Genomic DNA, 20333 nt, shown 5'->3' with positions numbered 1-20333 from the left:
TGAGCTTTAACTTTCCTTCAAGGAACTGCTGGCAATCACTTCCCTTCCTGCCCATGCGCTGCTAGCAGGCCTACATTTTGATAAACAATTCACGCTTTTTAGATTGAACTCCTGCCATTTAAATAAGAATACCTTGCCAACGATCACCTAATTTAGGTTTGATATAGAATTTTTCTATGGAAGTGCTAGGAAATATGCATTTCATCCCCTTGAGTAGATTTCATATTATGGGTGGGAAATCAAGGTTGGCTATTTAACATACAATAAACAGTGGTCTTAACCGAATTTTTGCAAACCGATAATATACGTGAAATGGAATCCAATGATGAAGAAGATGAACCTAAGCATGATTGCACTAAGTACTTTTGTAGCAATCAGTCCAATGAACTCTTTTGCAGCGATTCAAGAGGGGCAGTTAACAATCTGGATGAGTGGTGATAAAGGCTATAAGGGAATGGCTGAGGTCGGTAAACGCTTTGAGGCAGATACGGGTATTCCGGTGACAGTTGCTCATCCTGGTTCTCTGCAAGATATATTTCCTCAAACCGCAGCATTAGGAGATGGTCCAGATATCATGCTGTTTGCCCACGATCGGTTTGGTGGATATGCTGAAGCTGGCCTTCTAGTCGAAATAAAGCCTTCAAAAGCCACTAAAGAGGGTATCGTAGATTTTGCGTGGGATGCAGTGGACTACAAAGGTAAGATTGTCGGCTATCCAATCGCAATTGAATCGTTATCTCTTATCTATAACAAGGACCTACTTCCTAATCCTCCAAAGAACTGGGAAGAAATTGAAGCTCTAGATAAAGAACTGCAAAAGGATGGCAAGAAAGCCATTATGTGGAATTTGAAAGAGCCGTATTTCACTTGGCCTTTGATGGCTGCAAATGGTGGTTATGCCTTTAAGAAAACTGCTTTTGGTTATGACGTCAAGGATGCTGGTGTAGCGAATTCGGGGTCAAAAAACGCAATGTCACTGGTGAAAAGTTTGGTAAGCAAAGGAGTCATCTCCGCCGATATGGATTACTCCGTATCAGAAGCTGAATTTAATCAGGGGCGTGTTGCTATGACGATCAACGGTCCTTGGTCTTGGACCAATATGGACAAATCAGGCGTAAACTACGGTGTAACCACGTTGCTGAAGTTCAATGGTCAAGATTCAAAACCTTTTGTAGGTGTGTTGGCTGCAGGTATTAGCACTGCCTCTCCCAATCGAGATCTGGCGATCGAATTTTTGGAGAACTACCTGCTAACCAAAGAAGGTTTACGAACGGTTAATAACGATTCCGCTTTGGGGGCAGTAGCACTAAAGTCTTTTCAGCAAGAACTTGAACAAGATCCACGTATAGCTGCGACAATGGATAATGCTATCAATGGTGAAATTATGCCCAATATACCAGAAATGAATGGGTTCTGGGGTGCGGTTAAGAGTGCCATTGTTAATATTGTTGATGGCCGTCAAACTGTAGACGCGGCTCTTGAAGATGCCAAAAAACAAATGACCAAATAATCAACGTTATTTCACTTATCCACTCGCTTTAGCCCGCAATTTTCTTTGCGGGCCAATTCTTATTGGTTTAAGGATACCTCGATGAGACCTCTAACCAGCGATAGTTATCGCCCTAAGTTTCACTTTACACCGCCTTTTGGCTGGTTGAATGACCCCAATGGCCTAGTTTGTATTAATGACGAATATCATCTCTTTTATCAGTATCACCCTTTTGACACTGTATGGGGGCCCATGCACTGGGGACATGCAGTATCTAAAGATCTTTTAAACTGGATTCATATGCCAGTCGCGCTTAAACCGGATAGGTTTGGTGCTTGTTTTTCCGGTAGCGCTGTTATTGACTGGAAAAATTCAAGTGGCTTTTTTGATAAGCAGAATACTCACCCAGGTGTAGTTGCATTTTATACGGCAAATTTTCAGCCCAAAGACGGCTCAGCTTGGATTCAGAGCCAACATGTTGCCGTCAGCCGTGACGGTGGCAAAAGTTGGATCAAGGAGGAAAGCAGCCTTGTATTAGAGAATCCTGGGTTACTTGATTTTCGTGATCCCAAGGTGTTCCGCCATGATGAGTCAGAGGCATGGATTATGGTTGTTTCAGAAGGACAGGATATTGGAATTTACCGCTCACTAGACATGCAAAATTGGAAGAAATCCAGCGTATTTGGTGCTACTGCTGGAGCTCATGACGAGAGTGCACTGGAATGTCCTGATCTTTTTCCGCTTACATTTGAGAATAAAACATATTGGGTATTGGTTGCCGGTGTGCAGCATTGCGGACCGACGGGCGGAACTGGTACTCAGTATTTTGTAGGTGCCTTCGATGGGTATCAATTTGTGAATGAAAACTCAGATGAAAGTGTGCTGTGGTTGGATCATGGCCGTGATTTCTATGCAGCACAAAGTTGGTCTGATGTTGCGGATGGTCGACGTATCGCTATCGCTTGGATGAGCAATAATTTATATGCAGATAGCATCCCTACCTCCCATTGGCGAGGAGCGATGAGTGTCCCGAGAGAACTAGAGTTAACGAACATAGAGGGTAGACTACGCTTGGTTAGTAAGCTCCCTCATCAGTGGCTAGATGCACAACCTTCGGATCTTGAGAGTAATGTCTTATTAAGTGAAGGTAATACTTTACAGCTATCAAGTGATTTTCAAGTAGGTATCACAAGGTTCTCGTTGTCACTTAGTGTCGGTAGTGATATTGAATATTACCCTCTCGGCAATGACGCAATCTGCTATACATTTTCCCGCAGTGAGTCCGGTTTAACCGTGACGACCAAACGAAATGTTCTTGATCAGAACGGAAGCAATAAGTACGAGATTCATTTCGCTTATGAGAGTGAACTAAAACTGCCGGCTCGTGAACTTGTGGATTTACTCCATGTATCTGATGCCTGTTCCAGTGAAATGCAGTTGTTAGATGGGTTGTATTCTTTCACTAACCTCGTGTTCTGCCCGGAGCCGTTATCACCAAGATTGGCTTGTACTAAAGGCTCGGTTTCAGTGGCGGAAAGTCGCTTTCAGCGAGTAACGTAGAATTAGTTTGCCGCTTTAAGATAACCAAATTTTCCATCTATATAATGATTTATCAGTGCCACGAGCTCACATATATGGTTATCTTCACTGGATTCTCTAAGTAAGTAGATACCGAAGGATGCCTTTGAGTACGTTTCGTTCAATGGTAATGGAACTAATCCAAAATCAGAAAAATAGTCCGCCATGACTTCAGGAAAAGGCAGCAAGGCATTGCTGTCTTTGACTAGGTCCATACTGACACTGAGTGAATTACTGGCATAGATTATTTTTTCGGTCAGTTGATGTATGGAGCGGTACAGTTTGATCTCTTGAGGATCTTCTATCAGATGTTGATACCGATCTTCGCTTGGTTTTACTTCCAGTGTAGGGAATTCGACGAGATCTTGAAGAGTGCAATTTTTTTTGTACGTCAGTGGATGCTCTTTGCGAACAAATACGCTGTTTTCGGTTATACGCAACGGGAGAAACTTCACTTCTGCCTTTCTGCTTAATCCGGTAATTTCGTGACCAATGAACAAGTCGATATCACCACTTAGTAGCAAGTCCATTTGTGGTAAATGGTTTCCCACATCAATCGTAATATTAGCTCCAGGGTGTTTTTGACGGTAATCTTTTACGGCCTCTCTAAGGAAAAGATGCCACCAGGCATGGCCGGTACCAACTTTCAGTTCTCGTTCCTGACGTTTGTTAACATGAGCCAGTTTACTCAGAGTGTTGTCATAAAGGCGCTGCATGATCCGAGTCTGCTCAAGCAGTAACTCGCCACTCTCTGTCAATGTGATACCTTTTGATGAACGGTTAAACAGGACAATATCAAGCTCGGCTTCCAACTTCTTCATATTGTGGGTCAGTGTAGGCTGGCTGATGCAGAGTTTTTTTGCAGCGTGGCTAACATTTTTACAAGAAGCCACTTCCAAATATTGACGCCAAATTCTGTCCATGATTTTCGCTATGTTTTGATGTCTGTTTTTACATAATAGATGCAAAAAATAGCATTTCTATCGATAGCACGCACTATCTAATAAGGTCTACATAGAGGCATCAACATTAAGTAATATTGCATCGATTCCCCAACGGTGATTATGGGTGATAAAAATGCAACTATTTAGAGTCTTGCAAACTTGGCAAGGCTCGTTAGCCTAACTAGATTAATTGGCCCAAAAGGCAACTAAAAACGAGATATGTCCGGCTAAATCTGACGACAACACCGCTGTCGAATTGAAAAATCGCCACGCATACGCGAAGGTAATGGTCAGAAATACAACAGCGTGAAGGCAAAGGAACGGCAGATGGATAGGGCGATAGCAGAAAAAATCATGGGCTTTTTGACTCAAATTGGTGTGCCTTTTGAGCGCGCTTCGATAGAGCAAAAAACGTTTTTGCCCGGTTTACATTTACACCATGGCGTTTTGCAGATTGATCTCGATAAATTGGCGTTTGCGGGGGATATTTTGCATGAAGCCGGGCACATTGCCGTTTGTGAGCCACAAGAGCGCCAGTTCCTACATGGCGACATCTATAAAAATGGTTTGCTTAACGGGCGTGAATCGCAACGTATGCATGGGGAAGAGATGGCCGCAACAGCATGGGCGGTCGCGGCCGTAACGCATTTAGAGCTACCGCTGAATCTCGTCTTCCATGAAGAAGGTTATCGAGGTGGAAGCAACAGTTTAATTGATGCATTCTCACAAGGGAAAGGGTTCGGTTTTCCTTTACTGGTCGCCTGGGAAATGACGGACTCAGAAAAAGGCTACCCTTATATGCAAAAATGGATCAGAGAGATGTCGTGGCTTTGATTTATTAGAGCTACCCTAATAACCGCTTTCTTTATAACCGCTTTCTTTGACTCGTAAACGGTTTTTGTTATCGCGGTTGGCGATGACTTGCGCGTTATCGTCAATCGCGCCGAGTGTTTTTGCTAAGCGATCGTACATAACCACATTGACGGTCGCGGCGAGATTCATGCAGCCGTGAGTGGGTACATAAACAACATGATGTGCTCTGTCGACCACCTCTTGCGGCAATGAGCCATCTTCCGGGCCAAACAGATAAATGGCTTTTTCAGGATGAGCGAAATGCGGCAGGGCAGTGGCACCGACCACCAGTTCGACACAGACGATTTCCACATTGCTTTCGAGGCTGGCGGTGAGGTCGTCCATCTCCAGCAAAGCAATCCGCTCATGACTATTTTGTGTATCGGTCTGAAATCTTGCCGCGCGGCTATAACGGCTGCCGTTGTATCGCACCTGAGTGGCGTTGTAGCAACCCGCCGCGCGCATTACCGCGCCGACATTGGTGGGGCTTTTGGGATTATGCAGTCCAATTATGACCGTTGGCTCAGTTGTCATTGCTCTCTTTCTACTTCTGTATTGCTTATGTATTGCTATCGTTGAGCTGGTTGCTCGCAAAGGGCGGGATTATCGCTCTAACGGGGTAGGAGTGCCAGTGATGAATTCACTTCAGGGTAGAGTCAAAATGAAGCAGTGAAGGCATTATCGCGGAGTCGCCTTACTCTCGCTGTAGCGCAGCATGATAGCGCTGGTCGGGGTAAATTCTGCCACGAGTCGCTCGAGATAGGCTTGTTGCTGCAAGTTGTTATAGCTGCTTCTCAAAGCCTCAACCACGGAAGCGGAAGTGTGATTGCCCGTGACCAGCCATAGATCCTGACACAAAGGGGTAACGTTCATGACTTTGACAAACTCATGTGGGTCGTAGCCATATTCTTGCATTCGATAGTGGAAACTGGCCTCAACCATGGGAGCAAAATCGACGCGGTGAGTGTGCAGCAGCCTGATGGCTTCTTTGCCCTTTTCTACCGGAATGACCTGACCTAAGCCGTTTTTTGCCAGCAGTTCACTAAACGAGCTGCCGACCTGCGAACCGAAACGATAGCCCTTCAATTCCTCTAAATTTTTGGCGCTGACTTGAGGGCCGCTTGCCAGCCGATATAAGCCGACTTTGTAAGGCGAAACTTGGCCAATCCATTGAAATTTATCTTCACGCTCGGGAGTACGTGACACGGAGAAAAACAGCGTGTTCTCTGTCTCTATGGTGGTCTTTATCGCGCGATTCCAAGGCGCGAAATGAATCTGTTTGATCTCAAGTGGTATCGTTTTAGACGCGTCTTGCACGAGTGCAGTGACAAACTCGATCACATAACCTTGCGGTTTACCATCCAGCATAAATTGCAGTGGCGGGAACTCTTGAGTGTAGAGATCCAGCGCAACGGGTTGACGGGCAGAAGCTGCCGCGCTGGTAACGGCACCTAAAAAAATGGCCAGAACGGCACTTGTATTCGATATGTATTTCATCAATTACGCCCGTATCTGATTTTTACTAAGTGTAGTCTACTGCTGATGTTTCACATTAGCGAGCTTAGGCGGTTGTGTTTTTGATAAATCTATCACAGCGTCAAAGAGTTAACTTGAGAATGTTCGGTGAGTATCAGGACGGAGTCTGCATGAATGCTATGCAGTACATTGAACCAGTGGTTTAATGTTGATTGTAATTGAGCTCTCCTGGTGCAAAGCGGTTGTTCTTTGCACCAGACAGCCTAACGTTTAGAGGTGAAAATCACCAGCACGCTCTGGCTGATAAACGACATCAATGATTTCGATGGTTTTTTCTTGTCCGCCTGGCATTGGCCAGGTTAGCTGTTGGCCGACCGACAAGCCAAGCAGGGCACTTCCGACAGGGGCAAAGATCGAGATGTCTTCACTACTGCGAACTTGATCAGGGTAAACCAGCGTTTTTTCCATACTGTTATCGCTACCAACAAATTTAAAGCAGACCGTGGAATTCATGGTAACCACGTCGCTTGGCATGTCACTGGAAGCCATTACGGTTGCTCGGTCGAGCTCATCTTCCAATTTCTCTAGCTCTACAGACCATTGGGTTGCCTTTTCCAGTAATGTGCTAATACGGTCCATATCGAGTGTCGATACGATGATCGAAGGTTTGTTTGTCATTGATTTGCTCCTAAATGAAATGCCGCCCCAATAAAATTAGGGCGGCATAGGAAATACAGGTAATTTTGTCACTTCATGTGAGTAACACAAACAAGCCGTGCCATTGTAATCGATATGTGTTTTGTTTTCTATCTCTGTACAACGGCCTGATGGCTTGTTATCCAATTGTAAATAGGGCAGTCTGTCCTATCAGTTGTTTGAGCGCAAGGTTTGTTAAAGGCCGGTGAGATTCGCGTTCTACTTTCAGATACCGCACTTTACATAAGGATAAACATGTCTTTTCGTGACCGATTATTGGCCTTAACTATTGTGATGGTGTGGGGCGTGAATTTTGTGGTGATCAAAGTGGGTTTGCAGGGCATGCCGCCGCTACTCTTGGCGGGCTTACGATTCGCTGTGGTGGTTTTCCCGGCGATCTTGTTTATTCCACGTCCCAAGCTACCCCTTAAATGGCTGTGCGCTTATGGGCTGACCATCAGCTTTGGGCAATTTGCGCTGCTTTTCTGGGCGTTGAATGTGGGACTTGCGGCTGGGTTAGCATCGCTACTATTGCAAGCACAAGCTTTTATCACCTTGCTTTTGGGTGTAGTGCTGCTTAAAGAGCGCGTTCGCATGCACAATGTTATTGCGGTGAGCATTGCTGGTATTGGTATTTATTTACTGGCGGCTGCTCAAGAGCAAGGCAGTGCTTCTGTCACGCTGTTTACCTTGGTGCTGATTTTGGGGGCTGCGACGTGCTGGGCGCTGGGCAACATTACCAACAAGGTGATCATGCAACGTTACGCAGTACCGACGATGTCTCTGATCGTTTGGAGTGCTTTGGTGCCAACCGTTGCATTTTTTATCGCTTCTTTTGTGGTCGAAGGGCAGTCGCAGATCGTCGATTCATTGGTGCATATTGAGTGGCATAATGTGCTGTCAATTGTTTACCTTTCGTTGCTCGCGACCATCGTTGGTTATGGCGGCTGGAGCAACTTGTTAAGCCGCTATCCAACCGCCATGGTTGCTCCGCTTTCACTCTTGGTTCCGGTATTTGGTTTGCTTAGTGCATGGGTATTGTTGGACGAAAACCTCAGCGTGTTCCAAATACTCGGCGTTGTGGTGATTGCGCTTGGTCTGGTGATTAACGTGTTCGGGCAATCGCTGTTTTCTCGCAAAGTCACCAACAAGGAAGTCTTGGCTGTTAAAAATAGCGATTAACGAAGAGTGTCGCCGTGGTTATCAATAAAGAAATATTGCTCTATTTTCGCGCTCATTAGGCTCCGACAGGTTTCTTCGTCTGCCATGCAGATAGTGTCGTACAGGCGTTTAGCGATGCGATGAAAGTGTTCAACTAGGGTGGGATCAAAATGGAAACCTTTCCCTTCAACAATGATCGAGAGTGCTTTCTCAAAGCTAAAGGGTTCTTTATAGGGCCGTTTAGCACATAAGGCATCAAAGACGTCGGCAATAGCAAATATACGTGCGTTCAGTGGGATGGTTTCGCCAGAAAGTCGGTTCGGGTAGCCACTGCCGTCCCATTTTTCGTGATGTGATTCAATGATGGGTTTGGCGTCTTCGAGCCAAGGAATGCCTTCTATCATTCTAACACCTTCATTAACATGGGATTTCATGATGTCCATTTCACTGTCAGACAACTTTCCGGGCTTAAGCAAAATACGGTCTGAAATAGCAATCTTCCCGACATCGTGAAGATAGCTACCTAAAATGAGCGCTTTCATCGCTTTGAGATCGTGGCCACTTTCTTCCGCCAGCTCACTGGCTAACCATGCAACGCGGTAGTTATGAGCGCCCGTATCGCAATCTCTGAGGGTAATCGCTTTCCCCATCGTGAACATCATATCGATATTGGCTGTTTTCATCGCAGCAGTGTAGCGGACATTCTGTTTGTTGAGGAAGAGGATAAGGGGATAGATGATGATGGCACAAAGCCAAGCTGAACTGGCTGCAATCACGGACACCCAAAGTGAAAAGTTGCGTATGTCATTGCGTTGCCAATCAGGAACCACCCGTACCCCTTCAAGGTAACCCCAGCGCTGGTTGTTTGTTTCAAGCGGAACGAATGTGCGCAAAATCCACTCTCCGCTCTTTAGATGAAGGCTTTCATAGGATGCGGTGTTGTTGGTGGGAGTCACATGATGAGGAAGGGCACTCTCGATCGCGTGCCCTGTTGGTGTTAAAGATTCTGCGATTTTTTTGCCTGAGCGGTCATACATTTCGGCTATGTCAAACCAATCTAAGATTAAGCTGTTGGTAGTCTGTAACCCCTTTTGTTTAAATTCGGCATCGTTCGAAACGGGAAGTTGAAAATGCGCGACGGCTCCATAAGAGGCTTCTATGGCTAAATTGACCGTCTCCTTTTCTGCGCTCTCGACGGCAATCGTCCATGCGACATAACCGGCTAACACGCTGATAAAAAGGCTAGAGACGACTATCCGCTTCAAAGCCTCTCGAGCAAAATGCATGAATATGTTCTCCCTGATTTAGTGAAACCATTGCAAACGACACTCGCTATTTTGCCAAATAATCCGCCATGATTTTGTCGACGTCGATGCGTTTTAGGCCTTGATTTAGAATCTCCTGCCAACGTTGGCCATCTTGGTTATTAGTAAAAGCAACGTGGAGAGATTTCTCGACCAGCAGTTTCGGGTTCATCTGTAAATCGGCTTTGAAAGCTTGCAAAGAGGGCGTGTTGTCGATCAAATATTGGAAAACGTTACTGTCGATGACGGCCAGCGGAATACGTTTGTGCCCTAACTTAGTTAGGTTTTGGCTATCGCTGTTTACCGCTTCGGATTTCAACGTGCCGTTGGCGATCATTTGGTCGAGCTCATCAGTATTCACGTAACCGCGTACCACGCCGATAGTATACGGCTTAAGATCCGCTAGTGTGGACCATTGCACAGGCATAGCTTTGTTTTCGGCAAAGCCTAGAGGACCAAGGCCAATGGAATCTGAAAAAAGTAGGTCACTGGATTCAAACAAATATTCAGGAAAGTAACCTGCGTAGCGAGCGTCGTTTTTTGCCAAATGAACAGCCCGTTCCCACGGATAGAACTCGACTTTCAGTTCATGCCCCATCTCTTTAAGCGCAGCGCTAACGACCGCGATCGAAGCACCTTTCTGTTTTAGCTGTTGAGAAGAGTAAGGCGGCCAGTCAAGCGAGGTGAGAGTCAGTACATCGGCTTTGAGCAAGGGAGAAAAGAGCAAGGCCAGTGAAATCAATGTCTGTTTTAATAGTGTCATACGATTTTCCTCAGTCAGGGTTTCTTTGAGCATAGTTAAAGCTAGACGAGAATCAAACGCTTGCTGGTCACTTTTCGATTTCTTAAAAGCTTATTGTCAAAGTTGGATTACTTGGTTTCTACCAGCGTGTTTGGCCTGATACATGGCCTTATCTGCCTCTTCCAACAGTTCATCCAGCGTAGCTTGGTTGGTACATTCAGCCACACCGATACTGACGGTCATGCTGATGGTTTGACGTTTTTCGTGAAGAGGGTTTTCCATCACCGCTTTGCGAATGGCATAAGCTTTGTACATCGCGTGGCTGCGATTGTAACGAGAGAGTACTAGTGCAAACTCTTCACCGCCAATGCGACCAAAAATGTCTCTTTCAGATAAATGTTGTTCGCACAAGCGGACAAAATGAATCAGCGCTTTATCACCACTTCTATGTCCATAGGTATCGTTAATGGCTTTAAAGTGGTCGAGGTCTAAAACAAGCACAAAGAAACGTTCATTATTCTTACGTGCGGAGGTGAACTCTTTGTTGGCTTGCTCCATAAAATGACGCCGATTACTAATATTGGTCAGGCTATCTCGTGTGGCTTCGAGATAAATTTTATTCTCGTAGGCGGTGCGATTTTTCTGTTCAGCCAAGAGAATATAGCGAGTAACAACAATCGCCACTAGTGAAAAGAGAATAATGATCAGCGTAATATTTGGCAGCACGGCGGTGCTGGGCAAATTCGGCATCCAAATGATCTTCGCCGCTGGTGTGCCTGTTGGTGAAAGCAGTATCATGCTCTCTTCATCTTTGCTGGCAACGTGAGTGCTTGACGCAACACTAAGATGACCCAAATTATACTTTTTGGCTAAGTATAAAATGTAATCGCTGTCCATCTTTATTCCAATCACCAGAAAACCGTTTTCCCGTGGCTGGTAGGTGGATTCGTCAATAAAAGGACCAACAACGATTAGATAGAGATCGTTATTGATCGTGATGTAGCCGCTGGTGAGCTTTTTTTCTTCTTCATTTGGATAGTTTGTGTCACTGAGTTGATTAAAATCATCGTTCATAATCTCATCAACGGTTAATGCTTGACTATTTTCATTATTGACTAACAGTGACTTATTGAGCCTTTTTTCAAATGCCAAGCTAAAAGATAAATTATAGCTATTAATTAAAAAGCTACCAGTATTGATTCTTACCCATTCTTCGTCGTTTTCGTGAAATATTTTAAAATAGGCTTCATCCCAATAAGTATATTCACTCAATATATCTTGATGATGCTTTTTTTCTACGTCTAATGCCAGTGAAACGCGTTGTTTGAACTCAGATGCAGACATATCGTCCAAAGAAATAAGGAGGTAATAGAGGCTGCCAATGATAGCGACAGCGAGCATGAAAAATAGCCAAGAGATAACGGATAACACAGATCTTGTGGAAACAAAGCTGCGATCAACCAGTCTTATCATGCTTGTTTGTCCTTTCTCTCTTCGCGATGATTGAAATGTGTTGAGTATAGTCTAGTTTGCTAAAATGCGTAAATATTTCAGTCAGGTATCTCAGGTGAAGGCTATTTGATAACCCAAGTCAGTGGAAATGATCACTAAAAGTAAATATTGGGTAGATCTGCCATGCAAAGAAGATAACGAATCGAATTACTTGCTCCTATATGAACAGTTAAAAACGTTATTCTCTTAAAATAAAATTAATTTATCAGATAGTATTGATGATGTTTTTACCTATTTCTTTTAGGCGATTTCTATTTTATTAGCAATGAAAGATGAGTGTTTACCTGCTTTTCTAAAAGAGAGAAAGATTTTATTTTCGACAGGGGATTTTTATTTTCAATATTGCACTTGCAATCAATACATAGGGTGAATTGTTTGTTTGCAAGCAAATCTGTTCGGTGATGAAGAATTTCCTTCTAAAAAGTAATGTTTTTAACGTTTAAAACACTATTTGTGAAATGTAAGTTTTCGCAATCAGGTGGTGAGCTTCATTTTTGATACAAGCATAATTGCGCGAATGTAACAAAGTATTGCATCGTGTAACAATTTAACCACATGAAATATAGGTTTTTATTTCATGTTGCCAATTGTGAACGATTCATTGTCGATGTTGCATATGCTCAACAAAATATAATTCTAATGACTATAACGACCTTATTGCACTGAGCTTGCAACGTACAAGCGCAACCAATAAAGGTCATCAAGACATCGAGAAAGTAAATGAAAGCCTCAAGATATATACGCATCTTGTCGAGGGCTGGGCTTGCTATTGCCGCGCTCATGCTCTGTGGATGCGATTATGCTTTGCTCAATCCGAAAGGCGCTATTGGTGTTCAGGAAAAAGAGTTGATCATTACAGCTCTGTTGTTGATGCTCATTGTGGTGATCCCCGTGATCCTGATGACTATCTACTTCTCCTTCAAATACCGCGCAGCGAATACGGAAGAAGAGTACGCACCTGAATGGTCTCATTCGACCAAAATTGAGGTGGTGGTATGGACGATTCCTATCATCATCATCGCGGTGCTTGCCACCATCACTTGGCGTTCTACCCATGAATTGGAGCCCTCAAAACCGCTGGTCAGCGATGTCAAACCGATGACCATCGAAGTGGTTTCCTTGGATTGGCAGTGGCTGTTTATCTACCCAGAGCGGCATATCGCGACCACCAATCATGTTGTTTTTCCTAAAGATGTGCCTATCGAGTTTAAACTCACCTCAGACAACATCATGAACTCCTTCTTCATTCCAAGTTTGGGCAGCCAGATTTACGCGATGCCAGGCATGGTGACGCGCCTGCACTTGATTGCCAATCATGATGGTGATTTTGATGGTGTTGCCGCGAGCTATAGCGGTGAAGGGTTCTCGCACATGAAGTTTACCGCGACCGCAACGGCCGATCAGGCGAGCTTTGATGCTTGGGTTAACCAAGTGAAATCGAGCCCCGATCAATTGCCGGATCTGCCTGCATACAAGGCGTTGGCGCAGCCAACCATTGATGCACCAGTGAAGTACTTCTCCACCGTCGTCCCAGAACTGTTCGCCAACGTGGTGACTCAGTATCCGGGCTCAATGAACGCGAGCTTTGATGCGGCTTGTCTGGTCGAAGATGAAGGATAACCCATGTTTGGTAGATTAACGCTTGAATCGATTCCGTATCATGAACCTATCATCATGATTACGTTGGCCGTAGTTGCCCTTGCGGGTCTTGCAGTGGTGGCTTTAGTCACCAAAGCAGGCAAATGGCAATATTTATGGAATGAATGGTTTACCTCGGTAGACCACAAAAAACTGGGCTTTATGTACATTGCCGTTGCGATGGTGATGCTACTACGCGGTTTTGCCGATGCGGTAATGATGCGTAGCCAACAACTGCTCTCCTCGGCAGGCGAGGCGGGCTACTTACCGCAGCACCACTACGATCAGATCTTCACCGCGCACGGTGTGATTATGATTTTCTTTGTTGCCATGCCGCTGGTGATTGGTCTGATGAACATCATTGTTCCGCTGCAGATCGGTGCCCGTGACGTTGCCTTCCCATACCTGAACAACTTGAGCTTCTGGTTGTTCATGGTCGGTGTGGTGCTGACGAACTTGTCGCTTGGTCTCGGTGAATTTGGCCGTACGGGTTGGCTGGCGTATCCGCCGCTGTCTGGTATTGATGCCAGCCCGGGCGTCGGGGTCGACTACTGGATTTGGGCGCTGCAAATTTCCGGTGTGGGAACGACGCTCTCTGGGGTGAACTTCTTTGTCACCATTTTGCGTATGCGTGTGCCATCCATGCCGATGATGAAGATGCCCGTGTTCACTTGGGCTTCTCTCTGCGCCAACATTTTGATCATCATTTCGTTCCCGATCCTGACCGTGACGATCGCGCTGCTGACGCTGGATCGCTACCTCGGCATGCACTTCTTCACCAATGACATGGGCGGCAACATGATGATGTATGTCAACCTGATTTGGGCTTGGGGCCACCCAGAAGTGTACATTCTTGTGCTGCCAGTGTTCGGTGTGTTCTCGGAAGTGACCGCGACATTTGCGCGCAAGAAACTGTTTGGTTACACCTCTTTGGTGTGGGCAACGATTGTGATTACCGTGCTGGCTTTCGTGGTTTGGTTACATCACTTCTTTACCATGGGCTCTGGCGCAAACGTGAACGCCTTCTTTGGTATCGCGACCATGATCATTTCCATCCCGACCGGGGTGAAAATCTTTAACTGGCTGTTCACTATGTACAAAGGCCGCATCAAGTTCACCACGCCCATGCTTTGGACGGTGGGCTTTTTGATCACCTTTACCATTGGTGGCATGACCGGTGTGTTGATGTCTGTTCCGGGCGCCGATTTCGTGCTGCACAACTCGGTATTTTTGATTGCGCATTTCCATAACGTGATCATCGGCGGGGTCGTGTTTGGCTGTTTCGCAGCGATAACGTACTGGTTCCCGAAAGCGACCGGTTTCACGCTCAACGAAGCGTGGGGCAAACGTGCATTTTACTGCTGGATTATCGGCTTCTGTATGGCCTTCTTGCCGCTGTATGCGCTCGGCTTTATGGGCATGACGCGTCGTATCAGCCAAGATCTTAACCCTGAGTTCTTCCCTCTGTTGGCGATTGCCGCAGCAGGTACGGCAGTGATCGCGCTGGGCGTTTTGTGCCAGTTCGTGCAGATTTTTGTCAGCATTCGCGATCGCAAGCAGAACCTTGACCTGACTGGCGACCCGTGGGATGCACGTACGCTGGAGTGGTCAACCTCTTCTCCACCGCCATTCTATAATTTCGCCATTTTGCCGAAAGGCGACGAGATTGATGCCTTCTGGTATCAGAAGCAGCGTGGTGAGTTTGATCCAATGAACGAGGTCGAGTACGAGCCAATCCACATGCCGAAAAATACCCCAACGGGGATGTATGTTTCCGCGTGGGCAATGGCCTTTGGTTTTGCGATGATCTGGTACATCTGGTGGCTGGCGGCGGCAAGCTTGGTCGGTATTGTGATCACCTGTATCAGACACTGCTACAACGACGACGTGGACTACTACGTGCAAGTGGACGAAATCAAAGCGATTGAAGCTGAGCGACGTGCAAAATGGGCACAAGCGAAGCAGGCTCACAACGCGCCAGAGAAGAAAGATGAGATGGAGGTGACCTATGCACGCTGATGCTCACGCTCACGATCACCACGATACCGGTGGCAACAAGCTATTCGGTTTCTGGATCTACCTGATGAGTGACTGCATTCTGTTTGCCACTCTGTTTGCCACTTACGCCGTGTTGGTTTCTGCCAACGCGGGCGGGCCGATCGGCAAAGATATTTTTGAATTGCCGTTCGTCTTCACCGAAACCATGTTACTGCTGCTGAGCAGTATCACCTTTGGTTTTGGCATGATCGCGATGAAACGTCGCGATGTGACGATGATGAAGCGTTGGCTCGCCATCACTTTCTTGCTCGGCTTGGGCTTTATTGCCATGGAGATCTACGAGTTCCATCACCTGATTGAAGAAGGGTTTGGCCCGCAGCGCAGCGCGTTCCTCTCTGCTTTCTTCACGCTGGTGGGCACGCATGGTCTGCACGTGAGCTTTGGTTTGATCTGGCTGGCGGTGTGTTACCACCAACTGAGCACTAAAGGTCTCAACGCCATGATGGAAACGCGTTTCCAATGCTTGAGCTTGTTCTGGCACTTCCTTGACATCGTCTGGATCTGTGTCTTCACCATCGTTTACCTGTTAGGAGTAATGTAATGAGCAATCAACATGCAGATACAGGTGCGCGTGACTACGTGAAAGGGTTTGTGTTTGCACTGGTTCTAACCGTGATCCCTTTCTATTTTGCGTGGTCACAAAGCCTGCCACAAGCGGTAACCTACGCTGTGCTGCTTGGCTGCGCTGTGGTGCAGATCGTCGTTCACTTTGCCTACTTCCTACACATGGAAGTGAAAAGTGAAGATGGCCGTTGGAACATGGTCTCCTTAGTGTTCAGTGCCATTGTGGTGCTTATTCTGGTCGCGGGCTCTCTGTGGATCATGTGGCACTTGCATCAAAACATGATGTTAAAGGTGTGAGATGCTGAAAAGTTACCTGTCTATTACTAAGCCAGGCATCATTTTCGGTAATCTGATTTCCGTTGCAGCGGGGTTTTTCCTCGCTGCAAAAACGGAAGGGGCGAACTGGGATCTGATGTGGCCAACCTTACTTGGCGTGGCGCTGGTGATTGCCTCTGGTTGCGTGATCAACAATATTTTTGATCGCGATATCGATGTCAAAATGGCGCGTACTGCGAAGCGCGACTTAGTGCTGGGTAAAGTCAACAGCGACCACGCGTTTGTCTATGCTTTGGTGATGCTGCTGGCCGGGACCGCCACCTTGTATACCTTGGTCAATCCGCTCTCGACGGTGATCGTGCTGCTTGGCTACGTGTTTTATGTCTTTTTCTACACCATGATATACAAACGCACCTCAGTGTACGGCACGCTAGTGGGCAGCATCTCTGGTGCCGTACCGCCGCTGGTCGGCTATTTAGCCGTCACCAACTACATCGATATTGAAGCCGTACTGCTGTTCGTCTTGTTCTGCCTGTGGCAAATGCCGCACTCCTACGCCATCGCCATGTTCCGTTTAAATGACTATCGCCAAGCGGGCATTCCGGTATTGCCTGTGATTGACGGGATTGAAAAAGCGCAGCGCCATATGAAGGCGTATGTGGTGGCGTTTGCCGTTGTGGCGTTCGCCTTGTTTGCACTTGGCAGTGCGGGGTATGAGTATCTGGCCGTGGCGTCGTTGGTGAGTGGCTATTGGCTGCTTGTTACATTTAAACCTGTAACGCAGCAGAATTACGAAAGCTGGGCGCGCTCGGTGTTTAAAATTTCGCTGCTGGTGGTGATGAGCATCAGCGGTGTGTTAGGCATGGAACTGTTGCCGCTCTCGATCTAAACTTTCCGCTTTTACATGGGCGCAGCGTGTTTCGCTGCGCCCATCGCTTCATTCCAAACTGCCTTCTTGCGTCATTCGCTCACTGCTACGACTAAACAGACGGTCAAAATGCGGATTGCCCTGCAGGCTTTCTAAATCGGGCTCATTGTTGATCAAATCGCGGATGGAAGGACTGGCGTCAATCGCACGTTGCAGATCTTCAATCGCTTGCTCCTCCACCCCCAATCGCGAATAGGCACAAGCACGTTGATAGAGCGCCGGGCCGTTGGTGTTGTCCATCTCCAACACACGATTACACAGGCTCAGTGCCCAGTTGTATTCTCTGATCTCCATCGCAGCGTCGGCTTTATAAGTTAACGCTTCCAAATCGCCCGGCCGAATGGCAAGAATTTCATCGTACACATCGATTCTTTGCTCTGCGGTAGGCATGCTTTGTGCGCGCAGCCACAAGTTGTGGATCTCGTTGATGATCTCAATTTCTCGGTTGTTTTCGCTGATGATGCGAGTTTTACGCTTCAAATCTCGTTCAAGCGCGATGAACTTCTTCTCGTATTTTTCTGCAATGGTTTCCAAACGCTTGTCCGCCATCTCTATGGTGTTGTGCTTAAACTCACGCAGTGATTGCCAACCGACAAAAGCGATCAGCGACGCAACCCCAGCGATAATGTAGAAAAAGTAGGTGACCGTGACGTTGGCATAGTTGAGTGATTTATCCGCCACGGTCAGCTCGCGATCGGTGATCTGTACCGTTAGGCGTCTTTCCAAATCCTGTTGGTCTTGGCGCAGCGCTTTGAGTTCATCCAGTATGTACCTTTCCATCAGTGGTCGGTCGAGCAGTTCGCTTTGTGAATAGCTTTGCTCTTCTGCGATGGCTGGCACGAGCAAGCTCATCAGCGCGATCAGAGTGAGTAAAATTCGCATATCGATATCCCATTGTTTTGTCTTGATTGTTTTCTGAGAGTGACCCCTTCTGATTAGGATAATAAATTTAGAGTACGAATCATTTTAAAAACGGACAACCATCCCGTTAAGTGTGATCTAAGTCACGAAATGAGGTGTTTAACGTTAAGGTATAAAGGATTTTTCTGAGTAATCAAGTCACTTAGATAATCCTCCCTCATCTTTTAATAAGCGTTTTGTTGTTAGATTAAAGTTTTGTGTTCTAATTATTTAATTTGCGTTTATGGGTTATTTTGTGTGATAGTTATCACGATTTTGGCAATGAAAAGGCCATTTTTTTTTTTTTTAACCGCCGATAATGGCCATAATAAATAGGAATTTTAATTAGAGCTCGATGGAAATGTATCTGCATATGATTACTTCTGCTCCCTGGGTGATGTACCCTGAAATTGCACAACACTCAGCCAATAAATGGACCTTTAGACAACCGAAAGTGACCGATGGCGATGCGATCTACAGTTTGATCGCCGATTGTCCGCCACTGGATATGAACTCATCCTACTGCAATTTTCTGCAATCGACCCACTTTCGCCAAACCTGCATCGTTGCCGAACACAAAGGCGATGTCGCGGGTTTTATCTCCGGCTATCAGAAACCGGAAGAGCCTGACGTACTGTTCGTTTGGCAAGTTGCGGTGGCGCCTCGCTATCGCGGTAAGGGCTTGGCATTTCGCATGCTCGACAAGCTACTCAATCGTCAGCAGCTTAAACAGGTTCGAGCGGTCGAAACCACCATTACCGAACAAAATCAAGCCTCTTGGGCGCTGTTTGAAAAGCTGGATGAGCAGCACGGCAAACGAGGCAAAGTGACTACTTTTCTCGATGAAGACGCCCATTTCAAAGGCAAACACGATACGGAATATCTCTATCGTATTCCGCTAGACACTCCTCAATAAATAGGAATCAAAAACGGTCTCAACATGGATATTTTTACTCAGCAAGAATCCAACGTTCGTTCATATTCAAACCACTTTCCGGTGGTCTTTCACAAAGCTAAAGGGTGTTGGCTGGAAACGGAAAATGGAGAGCGCTACTTAGATTTCCTTGCCGGTGCAGGATCTCTCAACTACGGCCACAACAACCCTGTCCTAAAACAAGCGCTACTTCAATACATTGAAATGGACGGTTTAACCCACGGGTTGGACATGCACTCCAGTGCCAAAGCCACCTTTTTGGACACCTTCCAACGCTTAATTCTGCAACCTAGATCGCTTGACTACAAAATGCAGTTTACAGGTCCAACAGGGACCAACGCGGTGGAAGCGGCGCTGAAACTGGCGCGTAAAGTGAAAGGCAGAAGCAATGTGGTGGCTTTCACCAACGGTTTTCACGGCTGTAGCGCAGGAGCGCTGGCGGCGACAGGTAACCAGCACCATCGTCAAGGCGCGGGCATAACTTTGCCTAACATCACTCGTATTCCGTTTGAAGGCTATGCGGGCGTCGACGGTCTGGCGCTGTTTGAAACCATGCTCGGTGACAACTCTGCGGGTATGGATAAACCAGCGGCGGTTCTGTTAGAAACCGTGCAGGGGGAAGGGGGCTTAAACGCCGCGTCGAGCTCTTGGCTTAAACGCCTCAGTGCGCTCTGTAAGCGCCACGATATTTTACTGATTGTCGATGACATTCAAGCGGGTTGTGGTCGCACAGGAATGTTTTTCAGCTTTGAACCTGCGGGCATCGTGCCAGATATGGTGACGCTGTCGAAATCACTCAGCGGTTATGGTTTACCGATGGCGGTGGTGCTGCTCAAACCTGAGCTTGATGTTTGGAAACCCGGTGAACACAACGGCACGTTTCGCGGCAATAACCACGCTTTTGTCACTGCGACCAGCGCACTGGAAATCTACTGGTCGAATGATGACTTTAGCCGTCACATTCAGCAATGTGCGCAGCAAGTGAGTGACGTTGTCACTAGAGCGGTGCAGCGCTTTCCAGAACTGTTCGTACGTCAAAAAGGGCGCGGCATGATGAGTGGCATTGAGTGCCAAAACGGTGAAGTCGCTAGAGCCATTGCCGCCAGCTGCTTTGAGAAAAAAATGGTGATTGAAACCGCCGGGCCAAATGATGAAGTGGTGAAGTTTTTCTCGCCTCTGACCATCACCGAAAGCGAGCTCAAACAAGGGCTAGAGATTTTCGAACAGGCGGTCGAATCCGTCGCAGCCAGCCATTTTAAAAACGTCGGTTAACTAAGGAAG

Annotated in this window: 18 protein-coding genes and 1 pseudogene; 11 read left to right on the top strand and 8 right to left on the bottom strand. The window is 46.6% G+C overall.

Annotated elements, in window-relative coordinates; genetic code table 11:
- The first annotated feature begins 325 nt into the window (after positions 1-325).
- Both malE and UF06_RS05195 read left to right on the top strand, forming a co-directional pair.
- Positions 326-1510, top strand: a complete 1185-nt coding sequence (gene malE / locus UF06_RS05200) for a maltose/maltodextrin ABC transporter substrate-binding protein MalE (protein WP_045569501.1) — start codon at positions 326-328, stop codon at positions 1508-1510.
- 81 nt (positions 1511-1591) lie between these two features.
- Complete coding sequence (locus tag UF06_RS05195; protein WP_045569500.1) at positions 1592-3049, top strand: glycoside hydrolase family 32 protein; 1458 nt, start codon at positions 1592-1594, stop codon at positions 3047-3049.
- Between the two features lie 2 nt (positions 3050-3051).
- Here UF06_RS05195 and UF06_RS05190 read toward each other — a convergent pair whose 3' ends face one another.
- Positions 3052-3990, bottom strand: coding sequence for a LysR family transcriptional regulator (locus UF06_RS05190; protein ID WP_045569499.1), 939 nt, complete (start codon positions 3988-3990; stop codon positions 3052-3054).
- Positions 3991-4338: 348 nt separating this feature from the next.
- Here UF06_RS05190 and UF06_RS05185 point away from each other — a divergent pair, with 348 nt between their 5' ends.
- Positions 4339-4845, top strand: coding sequence for a hypothetical protein (locus UF06_RS05185; protein WP_045569498.1), 507 nt, complete (start codon positions 4339-4341; stop codon positions 4843-4845).
- A 15-nt stretch (positions 4846-4860) separates the two neighbouring features.
- Here UF06_RS05185 and UF06_RS05180 read toward each other — a convergent pair whose 3' ends face one another.
- From UF06_RS05180 to rnk, 3 genes are all read right to left on the bottom strand, one after another.
- Positions 4861-5397 (bottom strand): RNA methyltransferase, encoded by a 537-nt coding sequence (locus UF06_RS05180; protein ID WP_045569497.1) that lies wholly within the window; start codon positions 5395-5397, stop codon positions 4861-4863.
- A 144-nt stretch (positions 5398-5541) separates the two neighbouring features.
- The gene (locus UF06_RS05175) at positions 5542-6360 is read right to left on the bottom strand and encodes a transporter substrate-binding domain-containing protein (protein WP_052702524.1); all 819 of its coding nucleotides are present in this window, start codon (positions 6358-6360) and stop codon (positions 5542-5544) included.
- A gap of 249 nt (positions 6361-6609) precedes the next feature.
- Positions 6610-7017 (bottom strand): nucleoside diphosphate kinase regulator, encoded by a 408-nt coding sequence (gene rnk / locus UF06_RS05170; protein ID WP_045569496.1) that lies wholly within the window; start codon positions 7015-7017, stop codon positions 6610-6612.
- Positions 7018-7290: 273 nt separating this feature from the next.
- Between rnk and UF06_RS05165 the strand changes: the two genes are divergently transcribed.
- Positions 7291-8217: an EamA family transporter gene (locus tag UF06_RS05165; RefSeq protein ID WP_045569495.1), complete on the top strand. Its 927-nt coding sequence runs from the start codon at positions 7291-7293 to the stop codon at positions 8215-8217.
- Here the strand turns inward: UF06_RS05165 and UF06_RS05160 are convergent.
- The 3 genes from UF06_RS05160 to UF06_RS05150 form a co-directional block, all read right to left on the bottom strand.
- The gene (locus UF06_RS05160; protein WP_045569494.1) at positions 8214-9482 is read right to left on the bottom strand and encodes an HD domain-containing phosphohydrolase; all 1269 of its coding nucleotides are present in this window, start codon (positions 9480-9482) and stop codon (positions 8214-8216) included. The genes UF06_RS05165 and UF06_RS05160 overlap by 4 nt on opposite strands.
- Positions 9483-9528: 46 nt before the next feature.
- Complete coding sequence (locus UF06_RS05155; RefSeq protein ID WP_045569493.1) at positions 9529-10263, bottom strand: transporter substrate-binding domain-containing protein; 735 nt, start codon at positions 10261-10263, stop codon at positions 9529-9531.
- A gap of 96 nt (positions 10264-10359) precedes the next feature.
- Positions 10360-11715, bottom strand: coding sequence for a diguanylate cyclase (locus UF06_RS05150; RefSeq protein WP_045569492.1), 1356 nt, complete (start codon positions 11713-11715; stop codon positions 10360-10362).
- Positions 11716-12474: 759 nt separating this feature from the next.
- Between UF06_RS05150 and cyoA the strand changes: the two genes are divergently transcribed.
- From cyoA to cyoE, 5 genes and pseudogenes are all read left to right on the top strand, one after another.
- A complete protein-coding gene (gene cyoA / locus UF06_RS05145; RefSeq protein WP_082069579.1) occupies positions 12475-13374 on the top strand; it encodes a ubiquinol oxidase subunit II in 900 nt (299 codons plus the stop codon).
- A 3-nt stretch (positions 13375-13377) separates the two neighbouring features.
- Positions 13378-15357: pseudogene (gene cyoB, locus UF06_RS05140) on the top strand (cytochrome o ubiquinol oxidase subunit I); the annotation flags it as partial.
- A gap of 43 nt (positions 15358-15400) precedes the next feature.
- Positions 15401-15991, top strand: a complete 591-nt coding sequence (cyoC, locus tag UF06_RS05135) for a cytochrome o ubiquinol oxidase subunit III (protein ID WP_045569490.1) — start codon at positions 15401-15403, stop codon at positions 15989-15991.
- Entirely contained in the window at positions 15991-16311 is a 321-nt protein-coding gene (cyoD, locus tag UF06_RS05130; RefSeq protein WP_039436599.1) for a cytochrome o ubiquinol oxidase subunit IV, read from the top strand. The genes cyoC and cyoD overlap by 1 nt, the downstream gene beginning before the upstream one ends.
- A gap of 1 nt (position 16312) precedes the next feature.
- Positions 16313-17179: a heme o synthase gene (gene cyoE / locus UF06_RS05125; RefSeq protein WP_045569489.1), complete on the top strand. Its 867-nt coding sequence runs from the start codon at positions 16313-16315 to the stop codon at positions 17177-17179.
- Between the two features lie 48 nt (positions 17180-17227).
- Here the strand turns inward: cyoE and UF06_RS05120 are convergent, their stop codons facing one another.
- Positions 17228-18100 (bottom strand): hypothetical protein, encoded by an 873-nt coding sequence (locus UF06_RS05120; protein ID WP_045569488.1) that lies wholly within the window; start codon positions 18098-18100, stop codon positions 17228-17230.
- Positions 18101-18491: 391 nt separating this feature from the next.
- Here UF06_RS05120 and ectA point away from each other — a divergent pair, with 391 nt between their 5' ends.
- Together ectA and ectB are read left to right on the top strand one after the other, a co-directional pair.
- Positions 18492-19034: a diaminobutyrate acetyltransferase gene (gene ectA, locus UF06_RS05115; RefSeq protein WP_082069581.1), complete on the top strand. Its 543-nt coding sequence runs from the start codon at positions 18492-18494 to the stop codon at positions 19032-19034.
- 24 nt (positions 19035-19058) lie between these two features.
- Positions 19059-20324, top strand: a complete 1266-nt coding sequence (gene ectB / locus UF06_RS05110) for a diaminobutyrate--2-oxoglutarate transaminase (protein ID WP_045569487.1) — start codon at positions 19059-19061, stop codon at positions 20322-20324.
- Positions 20325-20333: the final 9 nt, after the last annotated feature.

Origin of the sequence: Vibrio sp. S234-5, assembly GCF_000960595.1 — a bacterium.
GTDB lineage: Bacteria > Pseudomonadota > Gammaproteobacteria > Enterobacterales > Vibrionaceae > Vibrio.
Note: the sequence above shows the minus strand (reverse complement) of the source record. Positions and strands in the feature narration are given on the sequence as shown.

Bases quoted from the DNA above. Each gene is read 5' to 3' on its own strand.
- malE (WP_045569501.1), top strand. From the start codon at position 326: ATGAAGAAGATGAACCTAAGCATGATTGCACTAAGTACTTTTGTAGCA.
- UF06_RS05195 (WP_045569500.1), top strand. From the start codon at position 1,592: ATGAGACCTCTAACCAGCGATAGTTATCGCCCTAAGTTTCACTTTACA.
- UF06_RS05190 (WP_045569499.1), bottom strand. From the start codon at position 3,990: ATGGACAGAATTTGGCGTCAATATTTGGAAGTGGCTTCTTGTAAAAAT.
- UF06_RS05185 (WP_045569498.1), top strand. From the start codon at position 4,339: ATGGATAGGGCGATAGCAGAAAAAATCATGGGCTTTTTGACTCAAATT.
- UF06_RS05180 (WP_045569497.1), bottom strand. From the start codon at position 5,397: ATGACAACTGAGCCAACGGTCATAATTGGACTGCATAATCCCAAAAGC.
- UF06_RS05175 (WP_052702524.1), bottom strand. From the start codon at position 6,360: ATGAAATACATATCGAATACAAGTGCCGTTCTGGCCATTTTTTTAGGT.
- rnk (WP_045569496.1), bottom strand. From the start codon at position 7,017: ATGACAAACAAACCTTCGATCATCGTATCGACACTCGATATGGACCGT.
- UF06_RS05165 (WP_045569495.1), top strand. From the start codon at position 7,291: ATGTCTTTTCGTGACCGATTATTGGCCTTAACTATTGTGATGGTGTGG.
- UF06_RS05160 (WP_045569494.1), bottom strand. From the start codon at position 9,482: ATGCATTTTGCTCGAGAGGCTTTGAAGCGGATAGTCGTCTCTAGCCTT.
- UF06_RS05155 (WP_045569493.1), bottom strand. From the start codon at position 10,263: ATGACACTATTAAAACAGACATTGATTTCACTGGCCTTGCTCTTTTCT.
- UF06_RS05150 (WP_045569492.1), bottom strand. From the start codon at position 11,715: ATGATAAGACTGGTTGATCGCAGCTTTGTTTCCACAAGATCTGTGTTA.
- cyoA (WP_082069579.1), top strand. From the start codon at position 12,475: ATGAAAGCCTCAAGATATATACGCATCTTGTCGAGGGCTGGGCTTGCT.
- cyoC (WP_045569490.1), top strand. From the start codon at position 15,401: ATGCACGCTGATGCTCACGCTCACGATCACCACGATACCGGTGGCAAC.
- cyoD (WP_039436599.1), top strand. From the start codon at position 15,991: ATGAGCAATCAACATGCAGATACAGGTGCGCGTGACTACGTGAAAGGG.
- cyoE (WP_045569489.1), top strand. From the start codon at position 16,313: ATGCTGAAAAGTTACCTGTCTATTACTAAGCCAGGCATCATTTTCGGT.
- UF06_RS05120 (WP_045569488.1), bottom strand. From the start codon at position 18,100: ATGCGAATTTTACTCACTCTGATCGCGCTGATGAGCTTGCTCGTGCCA.
- ectA (WP_082069581.1), top strand. From the start codon at position 18,492: ATGATTACTTCTGCTCCCTGGGTGATGTACCCTGAAATTGCACAACAC.
- ectB (WP_045569487.1), top strand. From the start codon at position 19,059: ATGGATATTTTTACTCAGCAAGAATCCAACGTTCGTTCATATTCAAAC.